We start from the raw sequence: 17,966 nt of genomic DNA, 5'->3' as shown, positions 1-17,966 counted from the left end.
TTTAATCAGAATCCGCCCTTGCACGATGCTTGTTTCGGCCTAAGGAAGTTTTAAAAGTGAATGGAATTGGTGAAATCGTTCACGCAATTCCGCTCATGCGCGAGGATTCGAACATTCATTACAGTTTAATCAAGACATTTCCTGCCTTTACCAGGATGCTGAAAGCAGGCAGCCGGCTGTGCAATTGCACAGGTACTATTCCGTTAACGACTCCACGTTTAAGGAAAGGACAATTACTTCATCCAAAACGGCCCGTACCACAAAGGGTCCAGGGCACCGACGCAGTAAGCCGGGACGAAAAAGTTGGCCAGGACTAAAGCAATTGCCAAGGGTGCAAACCAGGTCGGTTGCGCTTTGCGCAGTTGATCAATAGCCACGAAAAAAGCCGGGTATGCCAGGCCGCCCAGGCGGGAAAGATCATAGGCGAAATAATACTGCGAAGCGGCGAGGGCGACGGGAAGAAAAATAAACAGGACGGCATTCCAGTTTTTCCGCTGCAGGGCGAAGAACAATCCGATGATCACCACGAGCCAGGACAGGCGGAACGACTGGAACAAGCCGTACACCCATTTATCCTTTACGTGCTCGTGCGTCCAGGCCAGGTTGGCCGGATCGAGGTAATAACCCACCGTATACTCGACCGGCGAAATACGGTGCACGATCTCGCGATAAACAAAGTACGGGACCAGGGCGAGCACGAACCAGCCCACGTGCTTCAGCCAGTCGTTTGCCTGCCAGCTTTCCGGTCGCCAGCGAAGGAACAGGAGCGGGAAAAGGAAGATCGTCTGCTCGTGGTTGAAGATCAGCAACGCAAGCAGCAGTACCCGCAACCCGTGTTTCTTCGGAGCGAACCAGGCGAGGGTCAGCAGCACATAGGTGAAGCTGTCCGTGTATCCCGGAAAACTGTAGGTGTAAAACGTGAGCGTCGAGAAGCCGAACAAGAGCAGCAGGCTCAGGGCATCGACCGGTCGCCAGTCTTCCCGTCGTAGGTAGCGATAAACCATACCCAGGAACACCGCCAGCAACGACAGCATGAACCAGGGGAACAAGGGTCCGCGCAGGAACAGGATATAGCCCAGGAACGGCGCCAGGATCCGGAAGCGCAGGTTGTAGTTGTCGGACCAGTCGAAGGGGTTGTTGGACAATACCGTGTACCATTTACCATGGTGGACCGGTACGAATTGCGGACTGGTGCCCAGCGCAGACAGGGCCAGCACGGCGGCGCCCAGGATCAACGCCAGAACAGGAAGGGACCAGCGCTGCTCCAACGAAAGCAAGCGACGGTCGAGGGCGGAGAAAGGCAGCTTGTCCACGGAAGCGGGCGGGAAGATTCGTAACTTTCGGTCCGGCCCGCCCGGGTAAAATAAGCGGTGCCTGCGGACCGTTTTGCTACGATCGCCTGCAAAGATGAACAAATTCTTCCTCCTCGCCTTTTCCCTCCTTGCTTCCCTGCTACTGCGTGCCGACAACCCGCCGATCGGGCTCGGTAGCTGGCGGGAACATATTCCCTACAACAAGGCCGTTGCCGTCGCCGACGCGGGCGACCGGGTGTATTGCGCCAGCCAGTTCGGACTGTTCAGTTACAAGAAAGACGACGGAGAGATCAGCTATTTCACGCGCCTGGGCGGACTTTCCGACTACGAGATCAAAACGATCCGGTACGAAACCCAGCGCGGCATCCTGGTGATCGCCTACGAGAATTCGAACATCGACCTGCTGTTTGCCGACAAGACGATCGTCAACCTGAGCGACATCAAGCGCAAGAACATCGTCGGCGGAAAGGCGATCAACCACATCCTGTTCATCAACGGCAAAGCCTACCTGAGCTGTCAGTTCGGGATCGTGGTGATCAACCTCGACCGTCGCGAAGTGGAAGATACCTACTTCATCGGACCGAACGGCGGCAACCTGAACGTGCAGGGACTCGCGTACGACGGTACCCAACTGCTCGCGGTCAGCGACAGCGGGGTGTTCCTGGCCAACTTCAACGATCCGAACCTGTTCAATTACACCGCCTGGAACCGTGAGAGTTCACTGGCCGAGCCGCTGGGCAACTACACCTCGACCTGCTGTTTTCGCGGGAAGTTCTATGTCGTGAAAACGAACGAAGACCGCGACAAAGACAGTGTCCTTGTACGCGACAGCGGACAATGGCGGCCGTTCTTTTCCGAAGCCTCGGAAGGCGCGGCGATCGACGAATACAACGACCTGTTCATGTACCGGAACTATTACAAGCTGGTCGCGCTCGACGAACAGACCAACCAGGTACGCGGCATGGATGTGAACGCCGTCGGGAACAGTGAGTTCCGGGGCGGACAGGTGGACGCGGCCGGAAATTTCTGGCTGGCCGATTATACGAACGGTCTTATCCGGGAACGACCGGGCCCGCAGATCAGCGTCATCACCCCGAACGGTCCGCGCTCCTCGGCCGTCTGGGACATGGACAGTAAAGGCGGTGCCCTTTGGGTGGCCTCGGGTTCACTCAACGGCGACGCGCCGAACTACAACCAGGTGAACGGCGTGTACCTCTTCGATAAGAACGAATGGAAGACGTTTGACAAACGGAACGACCCAATCTACAATACGATCAATTCTCCCGCGGTCATCACCGTCTCCGTTGATCCGAGCAACCGGGAACACGCCTACTGCGGTGTCTGGGGCGGTGGGTTGCTGGAGTACGGTCCGAACGGCGCGGTGACACGCTACACCGAGAGCAACTCTTCCCTCCTCTCGATCGCCGGACTCAACAATTACATCATCACCGGCGGAACGGCTTTCGATGAAGACGGACAACTGTGGGTGGTCGCAGGCGGCAACACGACTCCCCTGAGCGTGCGCAAGACGGACGGGAGCTGGCAGAATTTCCGCATTCCGGACGCCGACGTAGCAGGATACGGTTTGTACGACCTGTGCGTCGACGACTTCGGGCAGAAGTGGTTCATCGCCCGCGAAGGCGCATCGGCCGGTCGCGGCCTTTGTGTGTATGCCGAGAACGACATGGCCAATCCGAACGACAACCAATTCCGGCGACTGACGGACGCGAGCGGAAACGGCTCCCTGCCCGACGTATTCGTGCGCTGCATCGCCAACGACCAGGACGGCGCGTTGTGGATCGGCACCAACAAGGGCGTGGCGGTGATCTACAACCCGGGCAGCGTGTTCAGCTCGACGAGCTTCGACGCGCAGAAGGTGATCATCCAGCAGGACGGCTACAACCAGTACCTGCTCGAATCGGAGTACGTGACCGCAATCGCGATCGACGGCGCCAACCGCAAGTGGTTCGGCACTTACAGCGGCGGCGCGTTCCTGATGTCGGCCGACGGCACCAAGCAACTGCTCAACTTCAACACGGGTAACTCCCCGCTTGGCCTCGAACACCATCCTGTCGATCGCGGTGGACGGCGTGACAGGCGAAGTCTTCTTCGGGACCGACAAGGGTATCGTGAGTTACCGCGGCGACGCGACGGAAGGCGGTGAAGCCTGCAGTGACTACAACGTATTCCCGAATCCCGTGCGGCACGACTACAACGGACCCATCGCGGTCTCCGGCCTGGTGGCCGATGCCGACGTCCGCATCACCGATGTGGCCGGCAACGTGGTATTTCATACCAAGGCCCTGGGCGGACAGGCCGTCTGGAACGGCAACGATTTCTCCGGACGCCGCGCGCAGACGGGCGTTTACCTGGTGTACGTGACGAACGAAGACGGATCCGCGACCTGCGTGACGCGTCTGTTGCTGGCGAACTGATGCTGCAAAAGACCCGGGGCATCGTGCTGCGCACCACCGAGTACGGGGAAACGAGCCTCGTGGTGAAGGTGTTTACCGAAGCGTACGGGCTGCAATCCTACATCGTCAACAGCGTACGCAAGCCGGGCGCGAAGACGCGCGCTTCGGTATTCCAGCCGTTGTCGCTGCTCGAGCTGGTGGTGTACCACAAAGACCGAGGAGGTTTGCAGCGGGCTTCCGAGATCCGGAACTTTCCGCCTTACCGTCATCTGCCGTTCGACATGCAGAAGAGTTCCATCGTGCTCTTCCTCGACGAAGTCCTGAACAAAGTGTTGCAGGAAGGCGGCGAACAGCAGGAAGTTTTCGAGTTCCTGGTGAGTTCGCTGCAGTTGCTCGACCTGCAGCAGCCGGCCAATCCCGATTTTCATCTCGCGTTCCTGTTGCGCCTGACGCGCCTGTTGGGTTTCTTCCCCGCGGGCGCGCCTTCGGAGGCGACTCCGGTGTTCGATCTGCAGGAAGGCGTATTCTGTTCGCAGGTTCCGCCGCATCCGCATTACCTGACGGGAGAGGAATGCGCGGCCTTCGGATCCCTGATCGAAGCGACGAACGATTTTTCGAAACACCTCCAATGGCCCTTGCCGCTGAAGCGGGTGATGACCGAACGCCTGCTCGATTACTACCGCCTGCACGTGCCGGGGTTTGGTGAGGTGCGGGGGCATAAGGTGTTGGAGGCGGTTTGGAGTTAAGGTGCGAGGTGCGAGGTGCGAGGTGCGAGGTGCGAGGGAATTTTGTTTGTTTTTGGATTATAAATTCATTTTGTAAAGTTATTTGTTTACTTTATTTTGATTTTTGTAATGTTATTGCTTTACTTTTATGATTGTTTTGTAAAACTTTAACTTTACTTTTATAGTATTGAACGATTCCAGACCTGACATCATGGCCAGACGATCTTTATTGTTGCAGCAGTTAGACCGGAAGATGGAAGCGTATGCACCGCTGAAACAGTCGGCGATTTTGCCGGGTGGATGGGTGCGTTCGATCCGCACGGCTGTGGGAATGTCTTTAGCGCAATTGGGAAGAAAACTTACCATGACGAAACAGGGCGCTTTGGATATTGAGCGTCGGGAGCAGGACGGGACGATCACGTTGAAGTCGCTGCAGGAAGCGGCCCGCGCAATGGATATGCAACTGGTGTATGGTTTCGTGCCGCAGGATGGGTCGCTGGATGCACTCATCGAACGCAAAGCGATTGAGCTGGCTACGAAGATTGTCCTGCGCACGTCGGCGACCATGCAGTTGGAAGACCAGGGTAATTCGGCGGCGCGGCTCGAAGCGGCAATCCGTGAACGGGCGGAGGAGATAAAACAAGAAATGCCCCGGTATCTATGGGATTGACGGGACCGGTTCCGGACGGACAGACGCTGCTCGGCGAGGACGAGAAAGACGGTTTACGTATCCCCACGATCACGACGCGGGCTGAACTGGACGAGTACGAACAACAGAACATCGAAGCGGCGATGTTATGGATCATGGGGCGTTCGTTCCGGCCGGAGGTGATCTTTTCGGAGGATCACATCCGCAACTTGCACCGCAGGATGTTCGGCAAGGTGTGGTCGTGGGCGGGAACGTTCCGGCAGACCGACAAAAACATCGGCGCCGACAAATGGCGAATTTCCATCGAGCTTAAGCTGTTGCTGGATGACGCCAGGTATTGGCATGAACAAGGAATATATGATCCGGATGAACTTGCCATTCGATTCAAACACCGGATCGTCTCCATCCATTGCTTTCCAAATGGCAACGGCCGGCATAGCCGGTTGATGGCCGATATCATCGTGGAGAAGCTCTACCGGCGGCCGGCATTCCGTTGGGGCGGAGATGCTCCGGACCCTGCTGCGACGAGATCGGCTTACCTCGCTGCAGTCCGGAAGGCGGATCAGGGCGATTACGGACCCTTACTGGTGTTTGCAAGATCTTAGCGGATCAGGTGTTCAAGCGTCGCCGATTGAAGTTCCCGGATTGATGGAGATTTCGTACTTCGAAAATAGTAACGCGGAGTACCGCAGAGGGCACACAGAGTAACACAGAACGGGATGTTGCATCGACCGTTCAACGGCTCAGGGTTTCAGGAACCGTTCGCTGAGGCGTTCGGTGGCGGTTTGGAGCACTAGGATGTAAACGCCCTGGGCCAGCTTACTCAGGTCGAGCTGGCGGGTGTAGTAGGGCGGCTGGATGGTGATCGCTTCGGTGAGCAGCAAGGCCCCGGTGGTGCTGTAGAGTTGCAGTTGGCCCTGGCCTCCTTTAAGACCGGAGGCGTTGACGAATAACTGCTGCCAGTCGGGGTGGTAGAACAAATGCAGCGCAGCCTCCTGAAGCGGAAGCGCCGTTACGTTCGTGGTAAGGCTATCGCAGATCGAACCAGTAACCGGCCCCAGGCTGTAATCAGGGTTGTTGGGAAGGCCCCAGTAAGTACGCTTTCCGCCGAGGTAGTGCCCGAAGCGAACATAGTTACAGGCAGTACCCAAAGCATCCGGATCGTTGATCACACTCAGGTGCGTATTCACCGGATGGTACATCGTATCCTGGTAGGGATAAGGAAACTGATGCCCGTTATACCAGCCCGATGACCAGTACACCTTACCATCCGGCGCTAATCGCAATTGCCCGCCCGAATACAGGCATTCCCGATTCGTATCCAACGGTAACTGGGTGTACCGGATGACTGGAGCTGTGAGATCATATTGATAAAGTACGCTTTCCTCATTATTCGTGGAAACGTAGATCCGTTGCCCGTTTGGAGAAAAACACGCTCCCATATAACCGATATCCGTATTCTGCTGGTCAATGATGACCTGATTGCTCAGTATTCCTGTGCATCGATCGAAGTCGAAAAGCGCGATAATGCCATTATAAGAAGTAAATAATAAGCGGTCACCCTGGGGTGAAATGGTGAGGTTACCCAAATCGCTATATCTGGATAGCCCTATAGACTGAATATCTTCTGTGATTCCGGAAGGTGAAATATGGAATACATGAAAATTATTGCCCCCTGACACGATCGTATCGACCAGCTCCCGTGTGACCAACCACCAATCACGGCCATTGGCGTGGCGGACGGCTGTCATTGCATCCCAAGTGCGAAAGGAGGAAATTAGAACATTCTTTTGCGTTATGTCTCCAAGTCCCGAATTCAACCGGGTATCTACCAGGGAATAATAGACACCACTAAAGCTAGAACTTCCACCTAAAGAGAATAAGTAAAAGGAATTAATATCGTCTGGTACAGACAAGATTAGCATCTCATTATACCAACCCTCTCCGATAATCGAATCTCCATTTGCCATTAGCAGATTATTCCGGGAATATACCCTTCCAGTTCTTCTGCCGAATCCTGTACCAGTTCCACAATAAAATAATAAATCACCCTGACTATCGGAAATCGAGGCACATGATCCTCTCGAGTCAACTACGGAAGCAAAATTTTGTACTCCTCCATTACCAAAATCAATGCCGCTGCTATCGCCAAAACACCAGACAGCATTCTGATTTTGGCCAAAACAGGCTCCAACAATGCTAATGAGTAAAACAAAGACAGCTTGAAGTACCCGGAGAAACATCTTGAAAATTACAAAAACTACTCCAATTTAACAAATCGAGCAATGCCCAGGAGTTCACTATCAAGACCAGCGCCTAGGTAATACATGCCAGGCTGCAATAACTTTAAACTCAATTCACACTGGCTGACCTGCTGCTCAAAAGAAATCCTGTCGACTAAAACACCTACCTGGTTATAGATGTTGATCCTGTCGAATTTCTTTTGAGCCAACTGTACGTGCAAGACGCCATTGGTCGGATTTGGAGATAGCAGTATAACGCCCGAATAACCTGGCATGAACCTCCTTTGTTCAAATAAATAAAAATCGCGCGGTCGGCTCCTGAAGGTAGTTGCCTCTTCATTGAAAAACTCCCGGAGTATGGCACGCGCCATGTAGGTAGCTTCTCCGCCATAAATACCCTCATCCATGGCAATACCCTCAAGAATTGTTGTCTGTTGCATACTAAGCGAGTCTCCGTGCCATCTTAAAGCAAGATTTATGTTGATTACTTCCCGAAGATAGGCTTCCGGCAGGCAACTGTCGACAATCAACCCTAAGGCCAGTTCAGCCTGCAGGTATTCTCCGCTGCGCATCAACTTCATGACATGATAGTAGGCTCCAATGTTTCCAGTAGCCAATTGATTGAATGTTTGTTGATACAATGAGTCATCGCCTGTCCCCAAGCTTAATAGGCCACTGTCCTTCTTCATTTCTCCAAAAAATTGCTTTAGGGCATAATAATGGGCAAATAACGAGTCAATTATAAAAACAGCACTTCCCCGAACCAAGTCGCCATACTTTTTATCCCTTAGTGCAATGAGTGTGTTGGGTGCCGGCACATTGCACGATCCGTAATTAAGCACAGGAATTGGCCATGCAACAATTACATTAGAATTAGTCATATCATCCTGCATTCCTGGTACATAATACCAATCTATCCTAGGCCCACTCACAGAGCCATCAATTTTAAAAGCGCCACTTTGAACTCCATTCCACTGATTATTATAACTCAAGTCAGGGTTTCCAAGAATGTCATCATCTCCCTGCGTAGGCAAACTCAGTTTATATGCGTTGACTCCGTTCGAATATCCGTCAAAGTTGTTACAATGAAGCCTGGTTTCCTGACAAAGGTGAGACCCTTTTATTGAGAAGCCCATATTGCCAATGTAATTCTCATCAATGCGGGTGCTGGTCGTGAAATCAAACTGAATACCGGTCAACCGAAAAGCATCATCCGGATTGGGGACGTTGTCGCGCAGCGCGATATGGTTGTTTCGCACATCGACTTGCTCATCGTGCTCCAGCCAGATGCCCCGCTCAATGCCGTAAGAGATGTACGACGGATGCGTATAAAACACCTGATTGTGCTCCACCAGCACGTTGGGCTGGCTCAGCCCGTCAATGTTTCGCAAATGAATTCCCGCCCTTGAATTCGCCATGCGGTTATTGAAACAATGGATGGTGACCGGGGTTTGTTCAAGGTTCTGGAAACTCAGGGCCACCGTTCCATACCGGGATACCAGCCCATAGGGCTGCGGAACAGAAAGGGTTGGATCCGGGTCCCAGGAAACCATGTTGAACTGGTTCTCGCTGACGGTAAAGTTTGAACTCTCGATTTCAACGGCCAACAAGCCCAATCCGAACGAAAAGAACTTGTTATCGTAGATCGTGACATTCGAATTCCTCACGCCGGTCATGTCCATGCACCGGAACACCTTATCGAACTCATTGCCGCGAATGTGTAACTGATCCAAATCCGACTCTACGTAAATCCCCACACATTCAATCAGGTGAAAATAGTTGTGGTCGTCCGGTGCCGAACTGTTGCCAATGACTACCTGATTCGAGGGTGAATTGATCGCCCGTACCGCATTGCCGATGTTGACGTACTGCCCGGCATCGTCCTTGACCTCATAACCCAGGTCGTGGAAATTATTGTTTATCAGCGTGAAGTCGGAGCTGTTAGCGGAAACGCAGTACCGGGCATGCGAGAAATCATTCGCCAATCCGGGGCCAGGGATACCAATCTGAACGCCGTTAACATTCTCGAGACCAATGTGGAAGAAAGCCGTCGGGTCTTTAAAGCTGATGTTCCCGTAATCGAACGTGCTTCGTTGACAACTGAAGGCGGGGAACGGTACAGTTTTAAGGAAAATCGATCGCTCATTGTGGAGGAAATTCGCCTGGTCAATTGCTATCGCAGAACCCGTAGAGGACAATACGCCCACAACGGCATCGCGCAAAGTGGAGCCCGTCAGTATCTCCAGCGATGAAGTTCCATCTTTCAATTCTATTCCCTGCCAGCTTACGGAACATGCATGAAGAACCGTACCATTGATGACCTGAAGTCTGGCGTTGGGATCGACAAGAATTCTCACTCCGGTAGCAATAGCGACATCAGAATTATCAAAGGTAAAATCGACATCAACTGTAAAATCGGATTCAATGGAAACAGGTGTTCCCGGAGCATAGATGCCCGCCGCCAACACTTGCGAAGCTGTTGCGCCGGTGCAAAACTGTACCTGAGAACCGTTGCAACTGGCAGTAGTGGATCCAAGCACGGTACTTGCCGAAGCAGTACAACCATTCGCGTCCGTGACAACACAAGTGTATGGGCCGGGGCAGAGGTTGTTTAGCGAGGCATTTGTACCGACGCCGTTGTTCCACGAATAACTATATCCACCAACACCACCCCCAACCGTTGCAGTGATTGAACCATCGCATCCTATAGAACAATTGACTGACGTAGGCGACAGAGAAACCGTCAGACTGCCCGGGTCTTGTAAAACGACTGTCACCGAAGCGGTACATCCAGTGGTATTACTTGTAACAGTACAAGTATATGTGCCCGCAGAAAGATTGCTTATATTTTGAGTTGTGAATCCGCCGGGAGACCATGCATAAGATCTAATATCCGTGATATTAATAAAACTCAAGTCAATCGAGCCATTTGATGCTCCATTACAAGATGGATCGATCTTGCTTACAGCGTCAATTATTGGCTCTAAACGGATGGTATTGTTCCTACAGGTTGAATAATATCCAGGAACCGTATTCATTTCCACTCTGCAACTATACAAACCACCGCTTATTGCGCTTAGTAAGTACTCAGGAGATTGCACAGGTAAGGCAACATTCTGCTGTGTGACTGGGTCTTTCCTGTACCAAAACCAATCAGTATTTGTCGGACTCGAAACGCCTCCATAGGCTGTTTCCTGCAAAGTACAATTACCGATGCTTGCGATAGTTGGTTTACTTTGGATTATCGTGGTAAGCTCTCGCGTGCAGCCACCTTCATTCGTAATCTTAACATAGTACTTCCCACTTCCATAGGCAATCATTGTATTCGAGGTTGTCAGGTCCGACCACAAATAGGTGGCTCCAGCATAAGGGCTACTTACACGCAACTCTACATTCGTGGAGAACGGATCATCATCACAAACCTGATCGATGGGCTCCAATTTAGGATTCTGCAAAATATTTATTCTGACATGATTGCTTTCAAGATGAGTGCCGCAGCCAGCACTCACAGTATAGTAGTAGTCCCAATCTCCAGTGTTCCAATCTGTAAGAGCACTACTACCCGAAATAAGAACTGACCTGCCAGTCTGAATCGACAGTATTTGGGCCGCACCTCCGCCAAAAGGCTCTCGATACCAGGTAATTGAACCGACAGCACCAGGATTGACGGATGCTTCAAGAATCAAATGATCTTCCTGGCATACCTGATAGGAATTCCTAAGGTTTCCAATTACATTTAAGTGCGGAGCTTCTGCAATCCACAAGTCTTCACCGTATGTATATTGACCACAATCTGAATAGGTTGCCGGCAATGAAGTCAGTTTCTTGTAATAGACCGTCAGCTCAGCGCGATACGGATGGAGATTATCCAACACGATTCCATTCGAGCCGAGGGGAACAATGATCGGAGCTATTGTACTTACCGGTATAGATGTTCCTTGCGGTACTTCTAATGTCCCATTTGCCTGTCTTGTGGTCGTAAACAGTACTGTTCCTAAATGATCTTTGATAACGAACTCATACTCAAGAGTACTTTCAACTGGACCACAGTAGGTGAATTGCAGGTTGTCGGTAGCTTGAGGACTACAGCCTAAAGCATCTGATCGATAAAATATTTTAGGGTTGCGAAGATATTTCTCCATCATACTGGCTGCAAACCAATGTGTTGCGCCTGGATGGATGTCGTTCTCCGAATTACTTGAGATATCGGTATTCACCAAAGTATTACTTCTCCAATCTCTGTAATAATACTTCTCCGCCAAGAAGATGTTCCTTGCATGCGGTGGGTCGAGGGTCCCCAAGCCAATGGGAGAGATGGTAGTAGATATCCAGTAACCCTGATACCTAGTGTAATTATTATGAATATCACCTGACCATGCATCCGATTCACCACTGAACAGAGGACGAATCAAACTTTTTCTTGTCGTGGAGGCTGACTTAAGCAGGCTGTTTTTAGTACGGGTTGATGAGAAATCAAAAGGTTTCTCGATGTTGGATGAATAGGCATTGTAATGTGTCGCAAGCACACGGTCAATATTCGGGTAACCGGAATTCCAGGTAGAATTAGCATCGAACCAATCTGCCATATCCTGTGGGCTTGCTGCTCCTCCTGCCGCGTCCGAAAAGGCGAATAAGTATGCTTCCACAGTCAGTCCCATTGGACGTATTGCGTTGACTAATGACTGAAAACCCGCATATGATAAACCTGACTGCGTATTCCAAAACTCAAATTCAGTAGTCAAGACACTAAAATCTATACATGTCCCCATGCTATTGAAGCGAGCTAATGAAAATACTTCCCGAAGATTTTGAGCCAAATTCCACAGGGTGTCGCCAAAGGCCAGGGTGGAGTCCTCAATTGCTGAAATAAGCAAAGAGTCATTCAGCAGCAATCTTTCTGCTGAAGTCAATTGAAAGGCTGCGATAGGGTTCGAATTATTATAATTCACGGCACCTTGCCCCTCGCTGCCACTTCCAACTGCCACGCCCCAAGATTGAATACAATAATCTGATTCTGCGATATTCATAAAGCGGCAAAGATGATCTTGCACCGTGCTTCCATTGATGATACGAGCAAGATTCGCTGGATTGAACAAGATTCTTCCATCGTAAAGTATTAAATAGTTTATATGGTTCTCCTTACAATATGTCAAAAGCGCCTCCTCCTTGGGGTAGAGATTTGTAATCGGATTAAGTGTGCCGCAGCCTAACATTGAATATGCTTCATCCACATATGATGTAGAACTCCCCGGATAAACATTAAAAAATCTATCTACATAAATTCCCCGATGCGCATAGTCGAGTGGCCCTAATTGTGCTAGTACATCTGTAATAATCGCGTGTCCAAGAATAAAAAACAGCAACACGCTCCGAAGAATATACTTTGGTTTCATGTAAAGTTAGATTTAGGACAATATTGAAGAGTCAATCAAAAAAAATCAATCACCCGGCGGGGTGATGTTTATAACAAAAAATGAATAGACGGATAATTTGAATGGAAACGAAATTCAACCTTCCCTTGTGTTGATAACATATTTCTGAATCCAAAGCAATAGCTCTGCTTTTGAATTAAGATTCAACTTTCTATAAATGCTTTTTAAATGACACTTATACGTATTCCTATTCAGGTGTACACTTTCGTTAATTTTATCGAATTGTTCGTGCTTCTTCAACAGGGATAAGATTTCCATTTCGCGTTTAGACAGCAGACGTAATTTCTGCACAGCTGTTTCTTTATCCTGCTCAAGCTCCCGATTCAATTCCATAGATGCCCGGTCATCTACGGATTGTACGGGTGGTTCAATCACTAACCAGTGTTTACCGTCCCAAAGACGAACCTGAAAATCTTTGAAAAGGGAATTTGAAATGACGGATTTTCCCCACTCCACAACCTGCATTAAAATTCCGAATTCACTTCCAATTTTATCAAAAAGCGCTTTTATCCCGGCCTCTTCCAGCCATATGATCGTGTAATAGTCCGTACCATTATTCGTTACGGCAATGTTCAGTTTCAATAATTTCATGTTATGAGGATAAAAAACCTGAAACAACTTTCGGCGGAATAAAAATATTAAATCATACCGAAATAATCGGAATGCAGGCAATATCTCAATTCCTCACTCCACCACCTTACTCCCCGCCCACCACAGCAGGGCGAGCCAGGCGAGGCCTTTGAGGAGGAAGAACAGGAAAGCCAGCAGGCCGAATTTCTTCAACCGTTCGCGGAAGACGGGGCTGTTGATCGGGTTCTTCATGGGCCGATGCGAAATTACGGAACCTGCGGGAAGCGCTCAATCCACTTCGCCTTTCACCACGGCCTCCGCGACCCGGGCTTCTTCGCGCGAGAAGCGCTTGCGGATCCAGCGGGGCAGGATGATGGCGCCGATGAAGAGGTAGGGATAGTACGAGATGAGGCGCCACAACAAGCCCAGCGTGGCCGACAAGCCGCGCGGAATGAACTCGCCGAGGAAGTCGGTGAACATGAACTCCGCCAGTCCGCTGCCGCCCGGCGTGGGACTGAACAGGATGATGATGCCCATGATCACCTGCCGCGCGAAGACGACGAAGTTGTCGATCGGGGCCGAATGAAAGGCGAGGATCAGGCAGTTCACGATCGAGTAGCGCGCCGTCCAGGAGGCGAAGGTGCCGGCAAAGGAGTTGAACCAGAACTTCCGGTTCTTGTTGCGCAGTCCGTTGGAAGCGATGACGAGCTGACTGCCCGTTTCGAGCGCCGAATGCTTCCAGCGGCGCAGCAGCGGCAGCGAGAAGGTTTTCACGAGCAACCACTTCACGAAGCGCGGGTTCACGAAGAGGGCGTACGCGACAAAGAGTTTGTAGGCGAGGATGATGAAATAGACGGCCCAGAACGTATAGAAGAATCCTTCGCCGAACTTGACGGGATTCATGTTGTTCAGGTCCATGGTCGAGAAGAGCCGTTCTTTCCCGATGGTGAAATAGACCAACGGCGCCATCAGCGCCAGGAAGATGCCGTCCTGGAACGAGCTGAGCATGATGGCCGTGATGCTCTTGCCCATGTTGATCTTCTCGCGGTTGAGGATGAAGATGGCGAAGAAGAATCCTCCGCCGATCATGCCCGGCGCCAGGGCCGAGGAGAATTCCCACAGCATGATCACGTAAAAGGAACTCTTCCAGTCGAGTTCGTAATCGGTGAGCGCCCGGATCCGGACCATGTAGGCCCAGTCGCGGATCACCATCATGACCAGGGCCATGAAGATCCAGAACGAACTGTTCCAACTCCAGGTGATGTGGGAAAAGGCTTCGGCGTCGAAGCTGCGCACCAGCAAATAGGTGGCGGCGCCGAGGCCGAGGATGACCGGCAGCAGAATGCGCGACGGGCGGAACGTGCGGAGGAGCTGCCGGCTGTCGGGTTGCATGGAGGGGTTGAGGCCTTACACCGTCGGCTCCGCTTCGGGTTCGCTCAGCCAGAAGTTGTTGAAGCCGATACCGAGCGTGATGCGGATGACCTGCTCCTGCAGCAACTCGAGTACCGCCAGAAAGGTGAAGATGGCATGCACCCGGTTCTCGCAGGACAGGATGAGGTCGGTGAACGGAACGTTCTTCTTGCCCAGGATCCGGTCGCGCAGCGATTGTTTCTCGGTCGAGATGGTATACGGATACTGCACCACCTTGTGTTGCGGTTTCGCCTTCTCTTCGGAAAAACGTTTCATCACCTTGTTGAAGGTGTTGAGCAACTGGTACAGGGTGAGGTTCATGAGTTCCTCGGCATGCGCGTTCTGCATCGCCACTTCGGCGAGCTCGCGCTGGATGTTGCCGCGGGCAGCCTTCATCGAACGGTCGTCTTCGAGCACGCGCAGGTCCTCGCAGGATTCCTTGAACTGCTTGTACTGCAAGAGGCGCTCGACCAGGTCCTTGCGCGGATCGATCTCGTTGCCCTGCTCGTCGAGCTCCGGACGCGGCAGCAGCATCTTGGCCTTGATCCGCATCAGCGTGGCCGCGACCAGGATGAACTCACTCGCCAACTCGATGTTGAGCTCGTTCATCTGGCGGATGTATTCCAAAAAGTCGTTGGTGATCTTGGAAATCGGGATGTTATGGATGTCCACCTCGTCGCGTTCGATGAAGAACAACAAGAGGTCGAACGGCCCGTCGAATTGGGGCAGGTGTACTTCGAAGACTTTTTCCACGGGAAGGGGGTGGGGGTTGGACAAATATAGTAAATCGGTTTGGGGTTTGGGGTTCCGGGTTCCGAGTTCCGAGTTCCGGGTTGAGTTCAGGGTTCCGAGTTCCGTGTTTCGGGTTCCGAGTTGAGTTATTGGTTATTGGTTATCAGTTTTTATTGTACACACTGGTTTTGAACGAAATACCAAATTCCACTTTCAACCTTCAACTTTCAACAAAAAACAACCCGGAACCCGAAACCCGGAACCCGGAACAATAAACCTAATTTCGCCACCCATGAACAAGCACCCCAGAGTCCTCCACCTCTCCACCTGCTCGACTTGTCAGCGGATCCTGAAAGAATGGAAGCCTGGAAGCGGGGTGGTTTTGCAAGATATTAAAAACGAGCCGCTTACAGCTAAGCAGGTGGATGAACTGAAGGAACTGGCGGGGAGTTACGAGGCTTTGTTCAGCCGGGTGGCGCGGAAGTACCGGGAGCTGGGTCTGCACGAGTTGGAACTAAAGGAGGCGGATTACCGGAAGTACCTGTTGCAGGACTACACCTTTCTCAAGCGGCCGGTGCTGGTGATCGGGCGACAGATTTTCATCGGCAACCAGGCCAAGACGGTGGCCGCGGCCAAGGCAGCTTTGAAGGCAGGATGAGCACACGATTCCGCTCGCACGCGGCGATCTTCGCGGCGAACCTGATCTACGGCGCCAATTTTTCCATTGCCAAGATCGCCATGCCGCACTACATCCGTCCGGCCGGTTTCATCCTGCTGCGCGTCGGTTTCGCCTTACTGCTGTTCCGCATCGTCGAATGGGCGACGCGTACGGGCAGTCCGGTCGAGCGCAAGGACCACTGGCGGTTCTTCCTGCTCGGCTTGTTCGGCGTAGCCATCAACCAATCCCTCTTCTTCGAAGGCTTGTCGCGCACCTCGAACATCAACGCGGCGCTGATCATGACCACCACGCCCATCCTCGTGATGATCGCCGCAGCGGTGCTCATCGGCGACCGCATCACACCGCGGCGCGTACTGGGAGTGGCCAGCGGAATCACCGGCGCGGCCGGTCTGATACTGCTCGGTGTGAAAGCGAGCGGAAATGCTTCCTGGCTGGGCGACACGATGGTGTTCACGAACGCGGTCTCGTACGCGATCTACATGGTGATGGCCAAACCGATGATGCGCAAGTACCATCCCTGGGCGGTGATCCGCTGGACGTTCTTTTACGGGTTCCTGCTGGTGATCCCGCTCGGACTGAAGGACGTCGCGTCGATCGAATGGTCCACCTTCAGCACGCCGGTCTGGTTGTCGACCGTGTATGTGATCCTCTTCACGACCTTCTTCGCTTATCTGCTGAACACCTACGGCCTGCAACATTTGAGTCCGTCGGTGGTGAGCTTCTATATTTACTTCCAGCCGCTCTTCGCCACGGGTATTTCGTTGCTCATCGCGCAGGAAACGGTGAGTTGGATCCAGGCGGGGGCCTGCGTGCTCATCTTCCTCGGCGTTTACCTCGTTGCCGGTCCGGTCCGCAGAAAGCCCGAAGTGGCTTGATATTCACGGGCATCGGCGTACTTTTGCAGCCTCACACCCCACCCATGATCCGTTCCATGACCGGCTTCGGCACCGCCGCGGTCAACCTGCCCTCCAAGACCATCACGGTGGAGATCAAGTCGGTGAACAGCAAGTTCTTCGACCTGACCCTCCGCCTGCCCGCGCAATACCGGGAAAAGGAACTCGAGCTGCGCGCCGAGCTGAACCGTTTTATCGAACGCGGCAAGGTGGAATGCACGATCGGGATCGAGTCGCAGGAAGCGGGTAAGCGTACTTCCGTGAACCTGCCGTTGCTCAAGGCGTATGACGCGGAGTTGCAGTCGGCCCAGAAGGCCCTCGGCCTGAAGCAGCCGGATAATTATTTCCAGATCCTGCTCGGCCTGCCCGAGGTGCTGGTGAATGAACGAAACAGTCTGGCGGAAGAAGAATGGAACGCGCTCTTGGGTTGTTTGCAGGAAGCGATGCATCGTTTCGACGAATTCCGGAAGAACGAAGGGAAGGCTTTGGGCAAGGACCTGAGTGAACGCATCGCCGGTATCGGAAAAGGATTGGCGGCCTTGGAGCCTTACGAAGCAGGCCGCATCGAACAGGTGCGCAAACGGCTGCAAGGCTCGCTCGACGAGTTCATCGAGCAGAACAACCTCGACCGCAACCGCTTCGAGCAGGAACTCATCTTCTACATCGAGAAGTTCGACATCTCCGAGGAGAAAGTCCGCCTCCGCTCCCACCTCGACTATTTTATCAAGGTGCTGAAAGGCGAACAATCCTCGGGCAAGAAGCTGGGCTTCATCGGTCAGGAGATCGGTCGGGAGATCAACACGATCGGTTCCAAGGCGAACGACGCGGCGATGCAACAGGTGGTGGTGGGAATGAAAGACGAACTGGAAAAGATCAAAGAACAGGTACTCAACGTACTCTGATCCC

15 protein-coding genes are annotated in these 17,966 nt (G+C 52.4%); 8 read left to right on the top strand and 7 right to left on the bottom strand.

Annotated elements, in window-relative coordinates; all coding sequences use genetic code 11:
* Positions 1–233 precede the first annotated feature (233 nt).
* Positions 234–1,313, bottom strand: coding sequence for a hypothetical protein (locus IPJ96_02875; protein ID MBK7909291.1), 1,080 nt, complete (start codon positions 1,311–1,313; stop codon positions 234–236).
* A gap of 94 nt (positions 1,314–1,407) precedes the next feature.
* Between IPJ96_02875 and IPJ96_02870 the strand changes: the two genes are divergently transcribed.
* From IPJ96_02870 to IPJ96_02850, 5 genes are all read left to right on the top strand, one after another.
* Positions 1,408–3,477: a hypothetical protein gene (locus IPJ96_02870; GenBank protein ID MBK7909290.1), complete on the top strand. Its 2,070-nt coding sequence runs from the start codon at positions 1,408–1,410 to the stop codon at positions 3,475–3,477.
* On the top strand, positions 3,443–3,748 hold the full coding sequence (locus tag IPJ96_02865) for a T9SS type A sorting domain-containing protein (protein ID MBK7909289.1): 306 nt from the start codon (positions 3,443–3,445) through the stop codon (positions 3,746–3,748). The genes IPJ96_02870 and IPJ96_02865 overlap by 35 nt, the downstream gene beginning before the upstream one ends.
* The gene (recO, locus tag IPJ96_02860) at positions 3,748–4,473 is read left to right on the top strand and encodes a DNA repair protein RecO (GenBank protein MBK7909288.1); all 726 of its coding nucleotides are present in this window, start codon (positions 3,748–3,750) and stop codon (positions 4,471–4,473) included. The genes IPJ96_02865 and recO overlap by 1 nt, the downstream gene beginning before the upstream one ends.
* Before the next feature lie 190 nt (positions 4,474–4,663).
* The gene (locus IPJ96_02855; GenBank protein MBK7909287.1) at positions 4,664–5,122 is read left to right on the top strand and encodes a mobile mystery protein A; all 459 of its coding nucleotides are present in this window, start codon (positions 4,664–4,666) and stop codon (positions 5,120–5,122) included.
* A complete protein-coding gene (locus IPJ96_02850; protein ID MBK7909286.1) occupies positions 5,113–5,706 on the top strand; it encodes a mobile mystery protein B in 594 nt (197 codons plus the stop codon). Before IPJ96_02855 ends, IPJ96_02850 begins: the two co-directional genes overlap by 10 nt.
* A 138-nt stretch (positions 5,707–5,844) precedes the next feature.
* On the opposite strand, the gene IPJ96_02845 is transcribed toward IPJ96_02850, so the two are convergent.
* From IPJ96_02845 to IPJ96_02820, 6 genes are all read right to left on the bottom strand, one after another.
* A complete protein-coding gene (locus IPJ96_02845; GenBank protein MBK7909285.1) occupies positions 5,845–6,852 on the bottom strand; it encodes a T9SS type A sorting domain-containing protein in 1,008 nt (335 codons plus the stop codon).
* Positions 6,853–7,361: 509 nt separating this feature from the next.
* Positions 7,362–12,737, bottom strand: a complete 5,376-nt coding sequence (locus tag IPJ96_02840; protein MBK7909284.1) for a SprB repeat-containing protein — start codon at positions 12,735–12,737, stop codon at positions 7,362–7,364.
* Positions 12,738–12,851: 114 nt separating this feature from the next.
* Positions 12,852–13,367, bottom strand: a complete 516-nt coding sequence (locus tag IPJ96_02835) for a hypothetical protein (protein ID MBK7909283.1) — start codon at positions 13,365–13,367, stop codon at positions 12,852–12,854.
* A 93-nt stretch (positions 13,368–13,460) separates the two neighbouring features.
* Positions 13,461–13,598, bottom strand: coding sequence for a hypothetical protein (locus tag IPJ96_02830; GenBank protein MBK7909282.1), 138 nt, complete (start codon positions 13,596–13,598; stop codon positions 13,461–13,463).
* Positions 13,599–13,634: 36 nt separating this feature from the next.
* Positions 13,635–14,738 (bottom strand): flippase-like domain-containing protein, encoded by a 1,104-nt coding sequence (locus IPJ96_02825; protein ID MBK7909281.1) that lies wholly within the window; start codon positions 14,736–14,738, stop codon positions 13,635–13,637.
* Positions 14,739–14,753: 15 nt separating this feature from the next.
* Entirely contained in the window at positions 14,754–15,509 is a 756-nt protein-coding gene (locus tag IPJ96_02820) for a segregation/condensation protein A (protein ID MBK7909280.1), read from the bottom strand.
* A gap of 271 nt (positions 15,510–15,780) precedes the next feature.
* On the opposite strand from IPJ96_02820, the gene IPJ96_02815 reads away from it, so the two are divergent.
* Genes IPJ96_02815 through IPJ96_02805 form a run of 3 tightly spaced genes read left to right on the top strand, consistent with a single transcriptional unit; the run spans position 15,781 to position 17,962 of the window.
* On the top strand, positions 15,781–16,146 hold the full coding sequence (locus tag IPJ96_02815; protein MBK7909279.1) for a hypothetical protein: 366 nt from the start codon (positions 15,781–15,783) through the stop codon (positions 16,144–16,146).
* Positions 16,143–17,042 carry a DMT family transporter gene (locus IPJ96_02810; protein ID MBK7909278.1) on the top strand — a complete coding sequence of 300 codons (900 nt, stop codon included), beginning with the start codon at positions 16,143–16,145 and terminating at the stop codon, positions 17,040–17,042. Before IPJ96_02815 ends, IPJ96_02810 begins: the two co-directional genes overlap by 4 nt.
* A 44-nt stretch (positions 17,043–17,086) precedes the next feature.
* Positions 17,087–17,962 carry a YicC family protein gene (locus IPJ96_02805; protein MBK7909277.1) on the top strand — a complete coding sequence of 292 codons (876 nt, stop codon included), beginning with the start codon at positions 17,087–17,089 and terminating at the stop codon, positions 17,960–17,962.
* Positions 17,963–17,966 lie beyond the last annotated feature (4 nt).

Source organism: Bacteroidota bacterium (assembly GCA_016713765.1).
Taxonomy (GTDB): Bacteria; Bacteroidota; Bacteroidia; order AKYH767-A; family 2013-40CM-41-45; genus Pollutiaquabacter; species Pollutiaquabacter aromativorans.
The sequence above is the reverse complement of the archived record's forward strand: the minus strand, read 5'-3'. Positions and strand labels throughout refer to the sequence as shown.

Bases quoted from the DNA above. Each gene is read 5' to 3' on its own strand.
- IPJ96_02835 (MBK7909283.1), bottom strand. From the start codon at position 13,367: ATGAAATTATTGAAACTGAACATTGCCGTAACGAATAATGGTACGGAC.
- IPJ96_02855 (MBK7909287.1), top strand. From the start codon at position 4,664: ATGGCCAGACGATCTTTATTGTTGCAGCAGTTAGACCGGAAGATGGAA.
- IPJ96_02815 (MBK7909279.1), top strand. From the start codon at position 15,781: ATGAACAAGCACCCCAGAGTCCTCCACCTCTCCACCTGCTCGACTTGT.
- IPJ96_02825 (MBK7909281.1), bottom strand. From the start codon at position 14,738: ATGCAACCCGACAGCCGGCAGCTCCTCCGCACGTTCCGCCCGTCGCGC.
- IPJ96_02845 (MBK7909285.1), bottom strand. From the start codon at position 6,852: ATGACAGCCGTCCGCCACGCCAATGGCCGTGATTGGTGGTTGGTCACA.
- IPJ96_02840 (MBK7909284.1), bottom strand. From the start codon at position 12,737: ATGAAACCAAAGTATATTCTTCGGAGCGTGTTGCTGTTTTTTATTCTT.
- IPJ96_02870 (MBK7909290.1), top strand. From the start codon at position 1,408: ATGAACAAATTCTTCCTCCTCGCCTTTTCCCTCCTTGCTTCCCTGCTA.
- IPJ96_02850 (MBK7909286.1), top strand. From the start codon at position 5,113: ATGGGATTGACGGGACCGGTTCCGGACGGACAGACGCTGCTCGGCGAG.
- IPJ96_02810 (MBK7909278.1), top strand. From the start codon at position 16,143: ATGAGCACACGATTCCGCTCGCACGCGGCGATCTTCGCGGCGAACCTG.
- IPJ96_02830 (MBK7909282.1), bottom strand. From the start codon at position 13,598: ATGAAGAACCCGATCAACAGCCCCGTCTTCCGCGAACGGTTGAAGAAA.
- recO (MBK7909288.1), top strand. From the start codon at position 3,748: ATGCTGCAAAAGACCCGGGGCATCGTGCTGCGCACCACCGAGTACGGG.
- IPJ96_02805 (MBK7909277.1), top strand. From the start codon at position 17,087: ATGATCCGTTCCATGACCGGCTTCGGCACCGCCGCGGTCAACCTGCCC.